This window comes from Pseudomonas sp. MDT2-39-1, from assembly GCF_054898085.1.
This window is the reverse complement of the sequence record NZ_CM142716.1, coordinates 3,402,294-3,416,356: the sequence shown is the minus strand read 5'-3', so window position 1 is coordinate 3,416,356 and position 14,063 is coordinate 3,402,294. Positions and strand designations below refer to the sequence as shown.

At 56.2% G+C, this 14,063-nt stretch carries 12 protein-coding genes and 1 pseudogene; 2 read left to right on the top strand and 11 right to left on the bottom strand.

The window, feature by feature from the left end:
- Positions 1-124 precede the first annotated feature (124 nt).
- From ACYZTM_RS16235 to ACYZTM_RS16215, 5 genes are all read right to left on the bottom strand, one after another.
- Positions 125-1,381, bottom strand: a complete 1,257-nt coding sequence (locus ACYZTM_RS16235; RefSeq protein WP_461964636.1) for an IS256 family transposase — start codon at positions 1,379-1,381, stop codon at positions 125-127.
- Positions 1,382-1,444: 63 nt separating this feature from the next.
- On the bottom strand, positions 1,445-3,403 hold the full coding sequence (locus ACYZTM_RS16230) for an ATP-binding protein (protein WP_461983447.1): 1,959 nt from the start codon (positions 3,401-3,403) through the stop codon (positions 1,445-1,447).
- A 60-nt stretch (positions 3,404-3,463) separates the two neighbouring features.
- Positions 3,464-4,564, bottom strand: coding sequence for an ATP-binding protein (locus tag ACYZTM_RS16225; protein ID WP_461983445.1), 1,101 nt, complete (start codon positions 4,562-4,564; stop codon positions 3,464-3,466).
- A gap of 69 nt (positions 4,565-4,633) precedes the next feature.
- A complete protein-coding gene (locus ACYZTM_RS16220; protein WP_461983443.1) occupies positions 4,634-5,287 on the bottom strand; it encodes a DUF4194 domain-containing protein in 654 nt (217 codons plus the stop codon).
- 2 nt (positions 5,288-5,289) lie between these two features.
- Complete coding sequence (locus ACYZTM_RS16215; protein WP_461983441.1) at positions 5,290-6,741, bottom strand: DUF3375 domain-containing protein; 1,452 nt, start codon at positions 6,739-6,741, stop codon at positions 5,290-5,292.
- A 219-nt stretch (positions 6,742-6,960) separates the two neighbouring features.
- Here ACYZTM_RS16215 and ACYZTM_RS16210 point away from each other — a divergent pair, with 219 nt between their 5' ends.
- Positions 6,961-7,968, top strand: coding sequence for an Abi family protein (locus ACYZTM_RS16210; protein ID WP_461983439.1), 1,008 nt, complete (start codon positions 6,961-6,963; stop codon positions 7,966-7,968).
- Positions 7,969-8,303: 335 nt separating this feature from the next.
- Here ACYZTM_RS16210 and ACYZTM_RS16205 read toward each other — a convergent pair whose 3' ends face one another.
- The 6 genes and pseudogenes from ACYZTM_RS16205 to ACYZTM_RS16180 form a co-directional block, all read right to left on the bottom strand.
- Positions 8,304-8,516, bottom strand: coding sequence for a hypothetical protein (locus ACYZTM_RS16205; RefSeq protein ID WP_461983437.1), 213 nt, complete (start codon positions 8,514-8,516; stop codon positions 8,304-8,306).
- Complete coding sequence (locus ACYZTM_RS16200) at positions 8,513-8,779, bottom strand: hypothetical protein (protein WP_461983436.1); 267 nt, start codon at positions 8,777-8,779, stop codon at positions 8,513-8,515. The genes ACYZTM_RS16205 and ACYZTM_RS16200 overlap by 4 nt, the downstream gene beginning before the upstream one ends.
- Before the next feature lie 20 nt (positions 8,780-8,799).
- On the bottom strand, positions 8,800-9,444 hold the full coding sequence (locus ACYZTM_RS16195; RefSeq protein ID WP_461983434.1) for a hypothetical protein: 645 nt from the start codon (positions 9,442-9,444) through the stop codon (positions 8,800-8,802).
- On the bottom strand, positions 9,441-10,007 hold the full coding sequence (locus ACYZTM_RS16190; RefSeq protein WP_461983432.1) for an RNA polymerase sigma factor: 567 nt from the start codon (positions 10,005-10,007) through the stop codon (positions 9,441-9,443). Before ACYZTM_RS16190 ends, ACYZTM_RS16195 begins: the two co-directional genes overlap by 4 nt.
- A 1-nt stretch (position 10,008) precedes the next feature.
- Positions 10,009-11,709 (bottom strand): vWA domain-containing protein, encoded by a 1,701-nt coding sequence (locus ACYZTM_RS16185; RefSeq protein ID WP_461983430.1) that lies wholly within the window; start codon positions 11,707-11,709, stop codon positions 10,009-10,011.
- A gap of 89 nt (positions 11,710-11,798) precedes the next feature.
- Positions 11,799-12,359, bottom strand: a pseudogene (locus ACYZTM_RS16180) (YbhB/YbcL family Raf kinase inhibitor-like protein).
- Positions 12,360-12,498: 139 nt separating this feature from the next.
- Between ACYZTM_RS16180 and ACYZTM_RS16175 the strand changes: the two are divergent.
- Complete coding sequence (locus ACYZTM_RS16175; protein WP_131060494.1) at positions 12,499-14,028, top strand: apoptosis inducing factor family protein; 1,530 nt, start codon at positions 12,499-12,501, stop codon at positions 14,026-14,028.
- Positions 14,029-14,063: the final 35 nt, after the last annotated feature.

Genomic DNA, 14,063 nt, shown 5'->3' with positions numbered 1-14,063 from the left:
CTGCTGAAAGAGCCTCAAGCCGTACTGTGCAGACTCGTCAGAACCACGCCCAAAGGCTTCGTCGATAACGACAAAGCGGAACGAACGCGAGGGTGTCCCTGATTTTGTGTAAACGGGATTTCTATTAAACCGTTAACAGCCGATCTTCAAACTGGATACTGAAGCGATTCAAAGCCGCTTTCCAGTCCCGGATCGGCATTGTCCACTTTTTGCTGATGTTGTTCAGCGCCAGATAAAACAGCTTCATCACCGCCTCGTCGGTCGGAAATGACGCACGCGTTTTGATCACTTTACGCAGACTCATGTTGATCGATTCGATGGCATTGGTGGTGTAGATCACCTTGCGAATTTCGGCTGGATAGTCAAAAAACGGAATCACCCGAGCCCAGTTTCGTCGCCATGACAGGCTGATCGATTGGTACTCGGCGTCCCATTTGGCTTCAAATTCGCAGAGCCGTTGCTCAGCCAGCTCGGCGGTGGCCGAGGTGTAAATCAGCTTGAGGTCAGCCGCGACTTCCTTCTGCCGTTTCCACGATACGAAGTTCAAACTGTTGCGCACCATGTGCACGATGCACAGCTGAACGACGGCTTTTGGGTAAACCGTTTCAATCGCCTCAGGGAAGCCTTTGAGGCCGTCCACGCAGGCGATGAAGATGTCCTGCACGCCCCGATTCTTGAGTTCGGTCACCACTTGCAGCCAGAATTTTGCGCCTTCGGTTTGAGCGATCCACAAGCCCAGCACCTCTTTGTGACCCGCCATGTTGACGCCGATGGCCAGATAAACCGCCTTGTTGCGCACGGCGCCGGCATCGCGCACTTTGACGTGAATGCAGTCCAGATAGAGGATCGGGTACAGCGCGTCCAGCGGCCGCGCCTGCCAGAGTTTGACCTCATCACTCACCGCGTCGGTAATCGCCGAGATCAGGCTGGGAGAGACCTCGGTGCCGTACATTTCCTGCAAGTGCGCCTGAATTTCTCTGACACTCAAACCGCGAGCGTACAGCGAGATGACTTTGTCATCGAAGCCCGTCCAGCGGGTTTGATGCTTGGCCACCAACTGCGGCTCGAAGGACGCCTGCCGGTCGCGAGGGATGTCGAGCGGCAGTTCGCCGAAGTCGCCCTTCAGGGTTTTACCGCTGTGACCGTTGCGCGCATTGGCGGCGGTGTTGGTGATCGTCGCGCTTTTGTCGTGCCCCAGGTGTTCGGTCATCTCGGCTTCAAGGGCCCGCTCGACCAGCATCTTGGTGAGCTGTTTGAGCAGGCCGTTTTCGCCGATGAGATCTTCGGGCTTTTTGTAATTGGCCAACAGACTGTCGGCCAGTTTAACCAGCTCAGGATCAGGCTTGACTCGTTTGGCTCGCTTGGGTTTTGACTCGGTCATTGGATTTCCTTGGGGTAGGCAGTCTCCTGCCAAATGACCGTTTACACAAAACTAATTACACCCTCACGAACGCGAACGCACCGCTCCCCACTCCAAACCGAACTGATACGCAAGGCTTGCCGCTAGGATGGTATAGGCAAGCTTTTCCTTTTGACCTCCGGACTTGCCGCCAGAATCGGAGTAATGCTCGTGCTCTCGGTGGTCCTCGCGCCAACGTTCGCTGGCGGCAAACAGAAACCAATTCCGCACGTCAGTAACTTTGGTCGTCCAGCGCCGATCCTGCTCAGAAAGACCCTCTCGACCACGAAATCGATCGATGATGGTTTTGACCTGCCGAAATTTAACCTCTGAGTACTGGGCGTCGTCGGAACCCGTTAGTGCCCCTTCGGTGCAGGCACGCAGCTCGGTCTGAAAATCTCGAATCTCGGCATCTGGACTGACCTGCGACTCTAGTACGATATAGCGTCCTGGGTTGTAGTCGATCTGCCCTAAAGACTCGTTGATTCTCGCAATGCGCTCTTTGATGGTTTCACGTTCGCGCGCGAGCTGACCATTGAAATTAGCGATTTCGTTTATTGTATTGACGTTAAGCAATTCCTTGAAACGCAACTCAAAGCGCGGCAGATCGTCTCGGTTCAGTTGATCAAGAAGATCTCGATATTCAGGAGCAGCGCTCAAGTCTGCATCAAACTCACTCGTCTCAAGTTTGTAGGCCTCTTTGAAGGCCGCCATCGCCTTGATGATCTTATCTCTAAGCCGCTCCAGCACCTTTGCTTCGGCATCTATCCTTTCCTGCAGTGCCTTGCGTATCTCGCTTTCACGGTTGTCACAGGACTCAACAGATAGCTGGTGATCGCCCAGTACGTCCGCACGCAACTCATCTAAGCGAGAACGGGTTTCGGTCAAGATGTCAGTCAGTAGGTTGCTCGTTTCGAGGTGCAGTGCCGTAGCAGACTCATGTTTCGACCCGACGCTACCGATCTCCTTGTCCAGATTCGACAAGTCGCTCTCGATGACACTCAACTCAGCCTGCACCTTTACGAGTTGGGCACTAAGTTGCAACAAGGTGTCACTGGCGGCTTCCAGCTGCGCCTTCTCATCCTCTAATCGCGCGACGGCAGCAGCGCAGCTAGCCCAGTCGAGATCCCGGTAATCATTGAACTCGTTGAGCGCGGCCAATGCTTCCAGTTGCTGACGCCATTGCCCTCGACGCTTTTCGCCCTCAGCTATTTCTGAGCCGATTTTGCCCAACCGTAGTTCAAGAGTGCCTTTCGTAGTCTCCAGCGCGGCTATTTTGGCGGCGTTGCTCCAACCCAGGACGAAGCGACTACGGTCATCCAGTCGATGACGGTCATCTTTTTCATGACGTTCACCAGGCATCTTGATCTGGCCAGACTTGGAGATAGCGCGAGTTTCTCGGCGAAATTGCTCTGATGTCTCACAGCAGGCATAGTTGAAGCGATAAGCGAGTTCACGCTCCAACCAGTGATAAAAAGTCGAATCGGGTTTGACGCTTAATTTCCTGACCAATGATTCCGGGTGTAAATCTGGCGTATCAGCCTGACGTGGCGACCGAACCCGAAAGTACACCAGCCGACCCGCCAAATGAGTTCGGTCGACCCATTCCGCTACTTGGGCGTAGTACTCGTCCGGGACTAATAAGGCCAAACCGAAATTATGCAGGACGCGCTCAATAGCACCCTCCCAGCCAAAATGCTCCTCTCGAACCTGAAGCAATTCACCGACGAAGGGCATAGATTCTTCGTCGAATCCCAGCGTATTGCACATGGATGCGCGCATGTTAATCTGGGCCGACGGAATATTGCTGCGCCGTGCCTTGAGACTGTTGATTTCGCGGAGCAACAGATCATGCTCACGCTTGCCTTCACGAAGTGATACGCCCCATTCAGTGATCTGATTCTGTAGATCGGCTTCCTGCTGGCCGATCTCTTCGCGGTGAACCGATGTACGCAGCCTCAGTCGGATGAATTCATTTTCATCATTGCCGGGAGACTCGCCCAATGCGGAAAGTAATTGTGCATAACGCTTTGCACGTTGTTGTCGCCGACCACGTTCGCTTTCCTACTCGTGTATTTCCGCAGCTAACTCCTCCAGCCGCGCACCGCCGTGATCTGCCACCGCACGCTTGAGAGACTCTACCTCTTTACGCCGCCCGTCTCGTTGTTCAGTGCCGCGCTCTTTTTTCTTGGCCAACCGCACCAAATCCTCCGCCAACGATTGCAACCGCTTATCCAACAAACTGAGCTTGAGCTCCGAGAACCATGGCTTAAGGGCCTCGCGGCAATTACGTAAGCTTTCATGCTCCGCTGCTTGTATTCGGTGTCGGTCGCAATCATTCACCACAGGCACGAGCAGCTCCACTTGATGCTTAGCTTTAAGCACGGCCTCATGGGCCCGGCTCAAGTCATCGAAGTGAGTGATCAAGGCACTGATACGTTGCGCCGCATCGAAGGGTTCAAGCATATGACTACGTACGAAGTCGGTAAGATTGCCTACTGACTTCATCGACACCGTTTGATGGAAGAGCTCTAACGCCTGATCATTGTCTATACCAAGGCGGCGCCGAAACCAGGCGCCATACTTGGGGAAACTGTCCTCGATATCGGCGCCCAGAGTTCGAAGTCTTTTACGTAGCAGCGCGAAATCCGAATCGAAGTTGGCAAAGTCCTTGGCGATTGAAAGATCTCTTTCGACTCCAACAAAGAAGCGAGCTGGCTGGCCTTGGGCTTCCTTCATCCAAAATACTTGAGCTAAGGTGACCGTCTGGTCATACCCAGCGTTGTGGAATACGCCAAGAATCACCGAATAGTTATTGTGATTGCGCAAGGCAACAGGTTTGGCCGTACCCGTCACCTCATTGCGTTCTGACTTGTAATGCCCAAGGACGTACGAGCGTAGCGTTCGCTCCTTGTTATCGGCACCTGCAGCTTTGTTGTAGGCGATACGATGGGCAGGTACCAGCAATGTGGTGATCGCATCCACCAGGGTGGATTTTCCGGAACCTATATCACCTGTGAGCAAACTGTTTTTGCCGTCGGGCGATAACGTCCAGACCCGGTTGTCGAAAGTGCCCCAGTTGAACACTTCCAGCCGCTGCAGACGAAAGCCTGACAACGTGTCATCGCCGACAAAGTCCAACCCTAACGGTTGCGGTTCATTCATTGTGTATCTCCTTAAGTATGCACAGCTATCGGCAGATGCACTTCCATGTCCTTCTGCACTCCCGCTTTTCTAATCCTTACCACCCTCCAGCCCCACGAACTCACTCGCGAGGCGGGCTTGATACTGCGCCAACCGAGCGTCGAATTCCGCCAACCATTGAGCATCGACGAAAGCCTTGAGAATGCGTCGTACCTCATAGCTGACCGATCCACTTGCCGTCTTAAGACGACGCAAAAAGCCCAGTTCAACAATCTTGGTGATGTGAGTGTCAATCTGGTCGATAAGCTTTGCTTCGTTACTGCTCTCAGGCAGGAATACTCGTATCAGCTCGACAATGTCGTCACGCGTCAGGACTAGCCGTGTATCACCGCCACTGGCATCGAACTCGGCAAGCTTCTTGCGTAGAAGGGCCAACAGCAGGCTGACAGGGAAAGACAAGGGGCGACGGGCGACCAGTCGGGGAATCTTCAGAGCAACGTCTTCTTCGCAGAGTTCGGGTCGGCTCTTGAGGAAAGCGTAGCCCTCAGCCTCATCGAGCATCAGGTCAAGTCCCAAAATAGCTACGTAATCACGAATCCGAGCCTGCAATTCGAGAAGCGTCCCCCACAAACGCTCATCGCCTTCACGGTAAATAACTCCCTTTAGCAGCGAAACTACCAGTGTAGAAAGGTCCATCTGGGCAGGATATATGGGAGCACCAAGCGCGGTTTGCTCTTCGCTCATTCTCACCTCACAAAAATAATGCGTGGCAGCAGAGCCTGCTTGCTCACTAATGCGCCATCGCGGGCCGTCGCATGCCAATCAATAGACTCAGGTGTAGTTTCGTCCACTACCATTTTGAACGAATCGGTGCCTAACTGGAGATAAGCAATCAGCTCTGCCAACCCCTCCTGTAAGGGCTGTAACTCGGTCAGCTCACGCAGTGTGATTTGTGAACGATTCTGCAATGCGTGACGGATATGGCTTGCCAGCCGTGCAGTATCAACCACCTTTTGTGAATACAATGCATCCGCATCTACGTCCTCTTCTCCAGCTTGCAAAGCAATTTCTGCAAACACCGGTTTGAGGGATGGCGTATACAGGGGCCGCTCCATGGTCAGCTCAATATCCGCAGCCAATTCGGCGATGTTCATGAACTCGCCCAAGGGTGGGTCAGCACGTGCATTCAAGGCTTTGGCTTCAATGCCATGCAGGATGTCCATAATCCGACGGTTCTCCAACCAAACCTGATCGTCCAGAAAACGTCGCAATTGTTGTGAAAGTTGAGCGACCGTTCGTTGCGTGTGCTCGCCCGCCTCTAGCCAGTCGTAATGTACTCGTCGAGTGCGGATGTCTGGCTTTAGCTCGGCTACGGGCGCCAACGCAAGTACACGATCAAGCAGTTCAGTCAATTCCTCCTGACGACGGCTTGACATCAGAAACCCCCAAAAAGCTCTAAAACTGCGTCCTTGATCAGAGTCCGAGATCGCATCTCGCTCACCCATTATTTCTTCCAACAGGGCACCCTTGGCTCCATCCCACAGTGCTATCCGCTCGCGCACATGCCGATCAAGCAAACGGAAGTTATGCTCGACCTCTCGGAAATCGGAAAGTAACTCTCGTGCCAACTGAGTGAACTGCTGAAACCGATCCTTTAATGCAGTGTCATCCAGCAACGGGATGTTGCCTGCCAGGATTTGTGCAATTTCTACATCGAGGTCATCACGCCGCTTTTGCAATTCGGTGATGCGTTTGCCAGGATCGGCTTCACTGCCTTCGCTCATTTGCTTCAGCAGCTCGAACAAGGTTAATAGTCGTGACTCCGTGCCGACGAAGCCACGCTCAGTCAGGGTGTCCAACCACGAAATTGCTTTCTCGGTTGAGGGTGTCAGATCGAATTGCGGCTCGTCAGACCCCTGACGATAGAATTTGCGTAACCAACCCTTCTCTGGGCTAGCCCATTCATTCAGGTAGTACAGTGCCGGCTTGGGAAAGGCATCGTCGTCCAACCGTCGACGCAATACGTACAGCTCATCCTCCAACGCTTCAGCCAAGTCGGTAGCGGATATGACACGTACATTAGTAGTTACAAACACTCTATGCAGAAAGCTGACCACCAGCGGCGCATGATCCGAACGCAATAACCGCCACGCTGGATGGTGCGCTCGCATGGCATCTAGGGTGGCGTAATCGATCACTGATTGATTCCTGAGCGGCAGTCGGCGACTCGACAATGTCCCCCCTCTGCTGAATTTACCAGCGCTGAATTGTTTCACCATCCGTATAGACAATTACAGAATGGTGAACAGATTTATGTCGGTTATCTTTGATCCTAGGCCATCCCAAACACCTTTCAACAAGCGCCAGTAGCGGAAGATGGAATACTTCTGAAACCTGGCAATAAGGATGATGACCACATGACGCACGGCTATCCCAAACCGTGGCAGAGCTATAAAGAGCAACTCGAATTGCTACTGGCTCGCGGGATGGTGGTGACGGATCAACCCAAAGCGCTGGAATATCTGGAGCGTATTGGTTACTACCGCCTCAGTGGCTATTGGTTTGCCTTTCGCGAGCGGACTGAACTCTGCTGTCCACTCGATCCGCAGGGCAGTAAAAAGCCATCCAAAACGAAGCCGACTCGCCTACCGCTCGATGATTTCAAGCCTGGGACTACCTTCCAGAATGCGGTCGACCTGTACGTGTTCGATAAGAAGCTGCGGCTATTGATACTGGATGCCCTGGAGCGCATCGAAATTGCATTACGAGTGGACATTTCCCACGGGCTTGGCAAACACGAAAAGTTTGCCTACCTGCGGCCTGAGTTGTTCCATGAAAGCTTTTCAACCCGCCTGGATAGCCAAGCAGGCCTGACTAAACATCATGTCTGGCTCGGTAAACACGCCGCGTTGATCAATCGCTCGAACGAAGACTTTATTCGCCACAACAAGGAAAAGTACGGACTTCCGTTGGCGGTCTGGGTGGCGTGTGAGGTTTGGGATTTCGGTACGCTTTCGACCCTTTATGCCGGCATGACAGAGGCTGATCAAGACGCTATTTCGCAGGAATACGGCGTCAGCAACGGCAGGATCTTCGCCAGTTGGCTCCGAAGCCTGAACTATCTACGCAACGTGTGCGCCCATCACAGTCGCCTGTGGAATCGAAACATCGTAGATCAACCGAAACTGCCCCCAGCAGAGCAGGCCCCGGCATTGTCTACCTTCCATGACGACGCACATCGTCGAGCTCGTCCGTTCATGCTTTTGTGCATCACCCAGCACCTGATGAAGGTCATAAACCCATCATCGAGCTGGGGTAAACGCTTGAAAGCACTGCTAGAAAATGATTTCCCGGATCTGACTCATCTGGATCTCAGCCTGGACGGCATGGGGATCGATCAAGACTGGCAGCAACGCGACTGGTAAGGCGGAAAAATTCAGGCAAAAAAAAACCCCTGAGCAGTCTCAGCGCCGAAACGCATCAACCGACAGGGGCCGTGTTGTGGGCGATTATAAGGGTTGAATAGGTCTCGTCAACTACAGATAAGCAGTGGTGCCCCTATGAACGCAGAGGCAACTATCAAGGAATACTTGACAGTTCAGTTCGACGGCTCGTGCCAAGTTCGCCCCATTTCTTGGGTAGTTCCAGGGTGGTTCTAGGGTAGTTTTCTTGGGTGGTTTCTTGGGTAGTGCGCAAGAATTGCTGCTGAAATTCTTAAATTCGACCTCCACCCAGCGCAATTTCGAATCGATGGAGATCTCTACGTAACGTTTTGCTCAGCTTCGATGCCATCAATGAGCGCATAAAGCTCCGCAAACACTATTTCGGCAGCAAAATCTGGGCGCGGATCACTACGGCAAGCTGCAATGGCCTCAGCTTGAACCCGATCAAGCACCTTCTGCGAGTCCGTGTATGACGCGCGCTTAGCCGCCAAGCCGCCATGATCGGGAAGGTGCATAATGCGGCTTTTCATTCCGTCGTCCAATCAAACTCGTCGTACTCATCATCCTCTTCGTCCTCAACCTCTTCATCATCAAGAACGTCTTCCTCCAGCGCCTCCTCTGCCTGCTTCGCCAGAAGAAACTCCTTACGACTCTCAGTCACAGCACGCCGCAATTCCTCGCCCTTGACCGGGCAGTTGAGCATTTGGGCGATGCGGTCGATTTTTTTTGCCACGGCATCCTCCAACGCATCGGCTATAGGCCGATAGTGCGCGCTTTCGGGTGTTGATGCCAAATCGCTGTCCGCTTTGCCTCTCAGTTTTTCTGCAGATTCTTAAGCCGGAGCACGAGATTCTCCTTGGGAAAGCGTTTGTGCAAGGTCGCCATCAGGTCGTCGGCCGCTTTAGTCTGACCGGCATTTTGCAGGCGTATCACTTCGCGTAATTGATCGTCGAGGAACTTCGGCGGGGCCGCGAAGCGTTTACTGACCTTCGCTTCTTCAGCCATGTCAGCGCTGATCGATTCGCTCTGCGCGGGTGCGGCAAAATCGGCCATTGGCGCCACAGGCGCAGGCGCTGGCGCGGACATCGCGCCAGCCGGGGCAGCCGGGGCAGCCATTGAGCGGGCAACCGATGCAGGCGCTTCTGCGGCTTCTTTCTTGGCCGCAAAAGATGAGATTTTGGGTGCAGGGCTGGAATCGAACGCTGGCACTTGCTCGGGCGTACGTTGCACCAGCGCCAACATCAGCGCGACACCAACAAGGCTGGCAAACGCGACTTGCCAACGGGGTTTCTGGCAGGCCTCGACCCAGCGTTGCCACAGGTTCGGTTTCGGCGCAGGCGCTTCACGGTGTGCAGCGGTGAGAATGAACGCGTCGAGATGGGCCGGTGGTTCACCGGTCGCGTGCTCACGAAAATGCTTCACCACATCGTCTTCCGGTGTTTTGCGGGCGTCAGTCATGTCAGTACCTCCTCGGTCAGCAGCCGACGCAGTTTCTGCTGGGCGTAGCGCAAGCGACTCTTGACGGTTTCCAGGGGTGTTTCGGTGAGGGTGGCGATCTGCGGCAGGTCGAGATCGCCGTGGGCGCGCAGCAGGAAGACTTCGCGCTGGTCGGCGGGCAGGTTTTGCAGGGCGGCTTCGAGGCGCTGGCTGTCGCGGCTCAGGCTCAGCAGTTGCTCCGGGTCGGTCGACTCATCAATCACGGCGTGGGTTTGTTCGTCATAGGTGTCGTGCAAAGGGTTGTGGATTCCATGTTTGCGCCAGTGATCGATCAATCGGTTGCGGGCAATCTGAAACAGCCACGTACGAAAATTCGCCCGGCCTTGTGGTTGACTGGTGCTGCGGATCAGGCTCAGCCAGGTTTCCTGGTAAACCTCTTCGGCGAGTTCGGGCTTGCCGCTCAAGCCGAAGAGGAATCGGTAGAGGCCCTGGCGATGACGGGCGTAGAGAATCTCGAACGCTGGCCCGTCGCCTGCGCGATACCGGACCAGCAGCGATTCGTCGCTCGGTTCAGGCGCAGACATGTCAGTTGTACTCTCCTTTATGCGACTCACTGTTGGAGGCGGAGGTGGTCCGCAGGCTCTGCGCCAACTCCACCAATTGCACGAATTCTGCCCGCAGACCGAATCGGTCGTCACCCCGTGCACCGCGAGCCAAAGCCTCGGTGTCCTTCATGTTGAAATCACCGGTATAGCGCCCGTCCTTGAGCTGCTGGGAAAACGCTGCCACGGCCGCCGCAAATCGCAGGTCATCACTGGCTTTGCCGATCGAAGCACCCGCAATCGGCCGCTCGATCAAGCGACTGTTCCCACCTTCAGGCAGCTGATAACGCACACGCAGCATCGCCAATTCCCCGGTTGCAACAGAAGCAGCCGACTCAGACTTGCCATACCGCAGCGGCTCCAACCAGCCCTTCTCACCCTTGGGCACAATTTCATACAACGCCGTCACCGTGTGTCCTGCACCGATTTCACCGGCATCGACTTTGTCATTGCTGAAATCCTCACGCTTCAACGCCCGATTCTCATAACCCAGCAGCCGATATTCGCTGACCTGCGCCGGGTTGAACTCCACTTGCAGCTTCACGTTCTTCGCCACCACCGCGAGGGTAGAACCGAGTTGATCCACCAGCACCTTGCGCGCCTCGCGCAGGTTGTCGATGTAGGCGTAGTTGCCATCGCCGGCGTCGGCCAGTTGCTCCATCAGGTGTTCATTGTAGTTATCCACACCAAAACCCAGTGTGGTCAGGGAAACACCGGTCTTGCGTTTATCCACAGCCATTTGCTTGAGGCTGTCGAAATCACTGATGCCGACGTTGAAGTCACCGTCTGTGGCCAACAGGATGCGGTTGATGCCTTTGGCAATGAAAGCCTGCTGCGCCATCTGATAAGCCAGTTCGATGCCCGAGGCTCCCGCCGTCGAGCCACCGGCGGTCAATTGATCGATCGCTGTACGAATTTTCGCTTTTTCCCGTCCGGAAGTTGGCTCCAGTACCACACGCGAATCGCCGGCATAGACCACCAGCGACACCCGGTCCTGCTCGCGCAGTTGATCGACCAGCAGCTTCAGCGTGCTTTTGACCAGTGGCAGACCTTCGCGCCGGTCCATCGAGCCGGACACGTCCACCAGAAACACCAGGTTAGCCGGGGCCAGTTCCGCTACCGCACGGTCCGAGGCCTTGATGCCGATGCGCAACAAACGGGTATGCGAGTTCCACGGCGACGGTGCCAGTTCGGTGGTCACGCCGAAGGGCGAGCCATCGGTGGGCAACGCGTAGTCGTAGGGAAAATAATTGACCATTTCCTCCAGCCGCACCGCGCCTTCGGGCGGCAGGCGTCCCTGATTCAGCAAGCGGCGAACATTGGCGTACGCGCCGGTATCGACGTCAGCACTGAAGGTCGAGACCGGTGCCTCGGCCACGCTGTGAATCGGATTATCCGCCAGCGCTTGATATTGCTCGCGCTGCTCATCCCGATAACCCGGCGCAGCCATCTCTGGCGCAAAGCCCGCCATGGGGGCCGGACGAATGCTGCGTTTGGCCATCGAGGCATCTGCCGCAACGGACTCGTTGCGCACCAGCGCCTCAGTCGTCATTGCACCTTGAGCCGGTGGCGACACCACAGCGGAGTCAGGTTCAGAGGAAACGCCGCAACCGGCAACGGCCAGCAGCAACCCGACGGCGAAACCCTGGGCGGCCGGGCGGAGGAAATGCAGAGGGAGGGACATGGGGGCTGACCTCAGGAGGAAATTGATCCATTCATCCTCTGAGACGAGCCCCCGTTCAGGTTCGGGTTAAACCGGCAGAAAAATTATCTTCAGCGGTGATAACGCCGCACCACGCTGCTGTTTTTCAGCACATGGCCTTTGATTTTCTCCAGCAACTGCGCCCGCGTCAGGCCGGAGGGCAAGGCGTCCGGAGCGAGGTCCAGGGCGTAGAGCTGAATAATGTAGTGATGCGCACTGTCGCCAACCGGCGGGCAAGGACCGACATAACCGGTGGTGCCTTTGCTGTTGGTGCCGCCGACGCCTTCAAGGGCGGATTTTGCGCCAACACCGGCCGCAATCTGGTGCGTTGTGGCTTTGATGCCGTAATGCACTCAGTGATCGACACCCTGACCTTTCTGGCCGTCGGGATCGTGCATGACGATGGCATAGCTCAAGGTGCCCGCCGGGCCAGTGTTCCAGTTCAGCGCCGGTGACGCGTTGTGCCCGCCGCAACCCGGGGCATCGCTGGCGGCGGCCGAGGTGAACAGCCGGTCATCCGTGACACCCGGGATATTCAGGGTGAAACGCTCCTGGGCCTGCGCCGGAAATTGCACACATAGGGCGACTGCAACGGCCGCCAGCCAAGGGTTCAGAGAGGTCAATCGGGTCATTCCGGAGCACCTTGTGCGGATGGGGCCTTCTTCGGCTTGCGAACTATAGCGGTACCGTTCATGCGGTGGCAGTGGGAATTGGCTGAACCTCGGGTTAAGCGCCAAACTCTTAAGTGAATCGCCTGCCTGGAGAGTGATCATGGCCCTGCACCGCGTCGCCCGTTTCGCCGATGTGCCCGAAAACCGAGGCCTGGAAGTACGGATCGCGGACACCAAAATCGTTTTGCTGCGGGTCGGCGATCAATTGCGCGCCTATCAAGGCGAATGCCCCCACGCTGGGGCGCCGTTGGCCGAGGGTGCGCTGTGTCATGGGCGCCTGATCTGCCCGTGGCACAAGGCCGCGTATCGGATCGAGGACGGCGGGTTGTGCGAACCGCCGGCCCTGGACAGTCTCAAGCGCTATCCCCTGGAAATGCGCGATGACGAGGTCTGGGTCGACGATCAGCCGCTATCGGATCCCCACACACCGCCGGCCGATGATGAGCGCACGTTTGTGATCGTCGGTGCCGGGGCCGCCGGTACGGCCGGTGCGGCGGCATTGCGCGAGAAAGGCTTCGGCGGCCGCGTCGTGTTGATCGACCGTGAAGCCGAGGCCGGTTACGACCGGACGGTACTGAGCAAATTCGTGATTGCCGGGGAGATGCCGCCAGAAGAAGTCCCGCCGCTACGAGACGAAAGCTTTTACCGCGAGAAGCGGATCGAGCGAATCAACGGTGAAGTGGCGAGTCTGGATGCAGTAAACAAAACACTGCGACTCGCTGACGGTCAGTCGCTGACCTATGACGCTGCGTTGCTCGCTACCGGCGGCACACCCAACCCCCTCGCGCTGCCCGGCGCCGACTTGCCGCAAGTTTTCCTGCTGCGCTCCAAGGATCAGGCGACGCAGATTCTGAGCGCCGCGAAACCAGGCCAAAGGGCGGTGATCATCGGCGACAGCTTCATTGCCTTGGAATCGGCGTCAGCCCTGCGCGAATACGGTCTGCAAGTCACCGTTCTGGCCCGCCACACGGTGCCGTTCGCCAAGCAGTTCGGCGAAGCGGTCGGCAAGGCGATTCGTGCCCTGCACGAGGCCAACGGCGTGGTGTTTCATACCGACAGCGAAGCCGCGCAGATCGAAGGCACGGACAAGGTCGAAGCGGTGAAACTGGAAAACGGTCAACGTTTGCCAGCAGACCTGGTGCTGGTCGGCATCGGTGTCAGCCCGGCAACGGAACCGTTTGCCGATCTGCCCAAAGAAAAGGATCGTTCACTGCAGGCCGACGACGGCATGCGCGTGGCCGAAGGGCTCTGGGCGGCGGGTGATATCGCGACCTTCCCGCTCAACGGCCAGCCGCAACGGATCGAGCACTGGCGCCTGGCCCAGCAACAGGCACGCATCGCCGCGACAAACATGCTGGGCGGCGACGAACACTACCTCGACGTTCCGTATTTCTGGACCTGGCACTTCGGTAAAAACTACGACTACCTCGGCCATGCCGAAACCTGGGACGAAGTCGAGTTCAAGGGCAACCCTGACCATCCTCCTTTTATCGGTTTGTTCAGCAGGAACGGCGTGGTCGCGGCAGCAGTTGCCTGCGACAAAGAGCGCGCGATGGCGATGCTCGCTGAACGGATGAAACAACCGTTGCCGGTGGATGAAGCGTGGCGGCTGATTCGGGACGTGGATTAGCGTTAAACACCACACAGCAAAACGCCCGGCGTCTG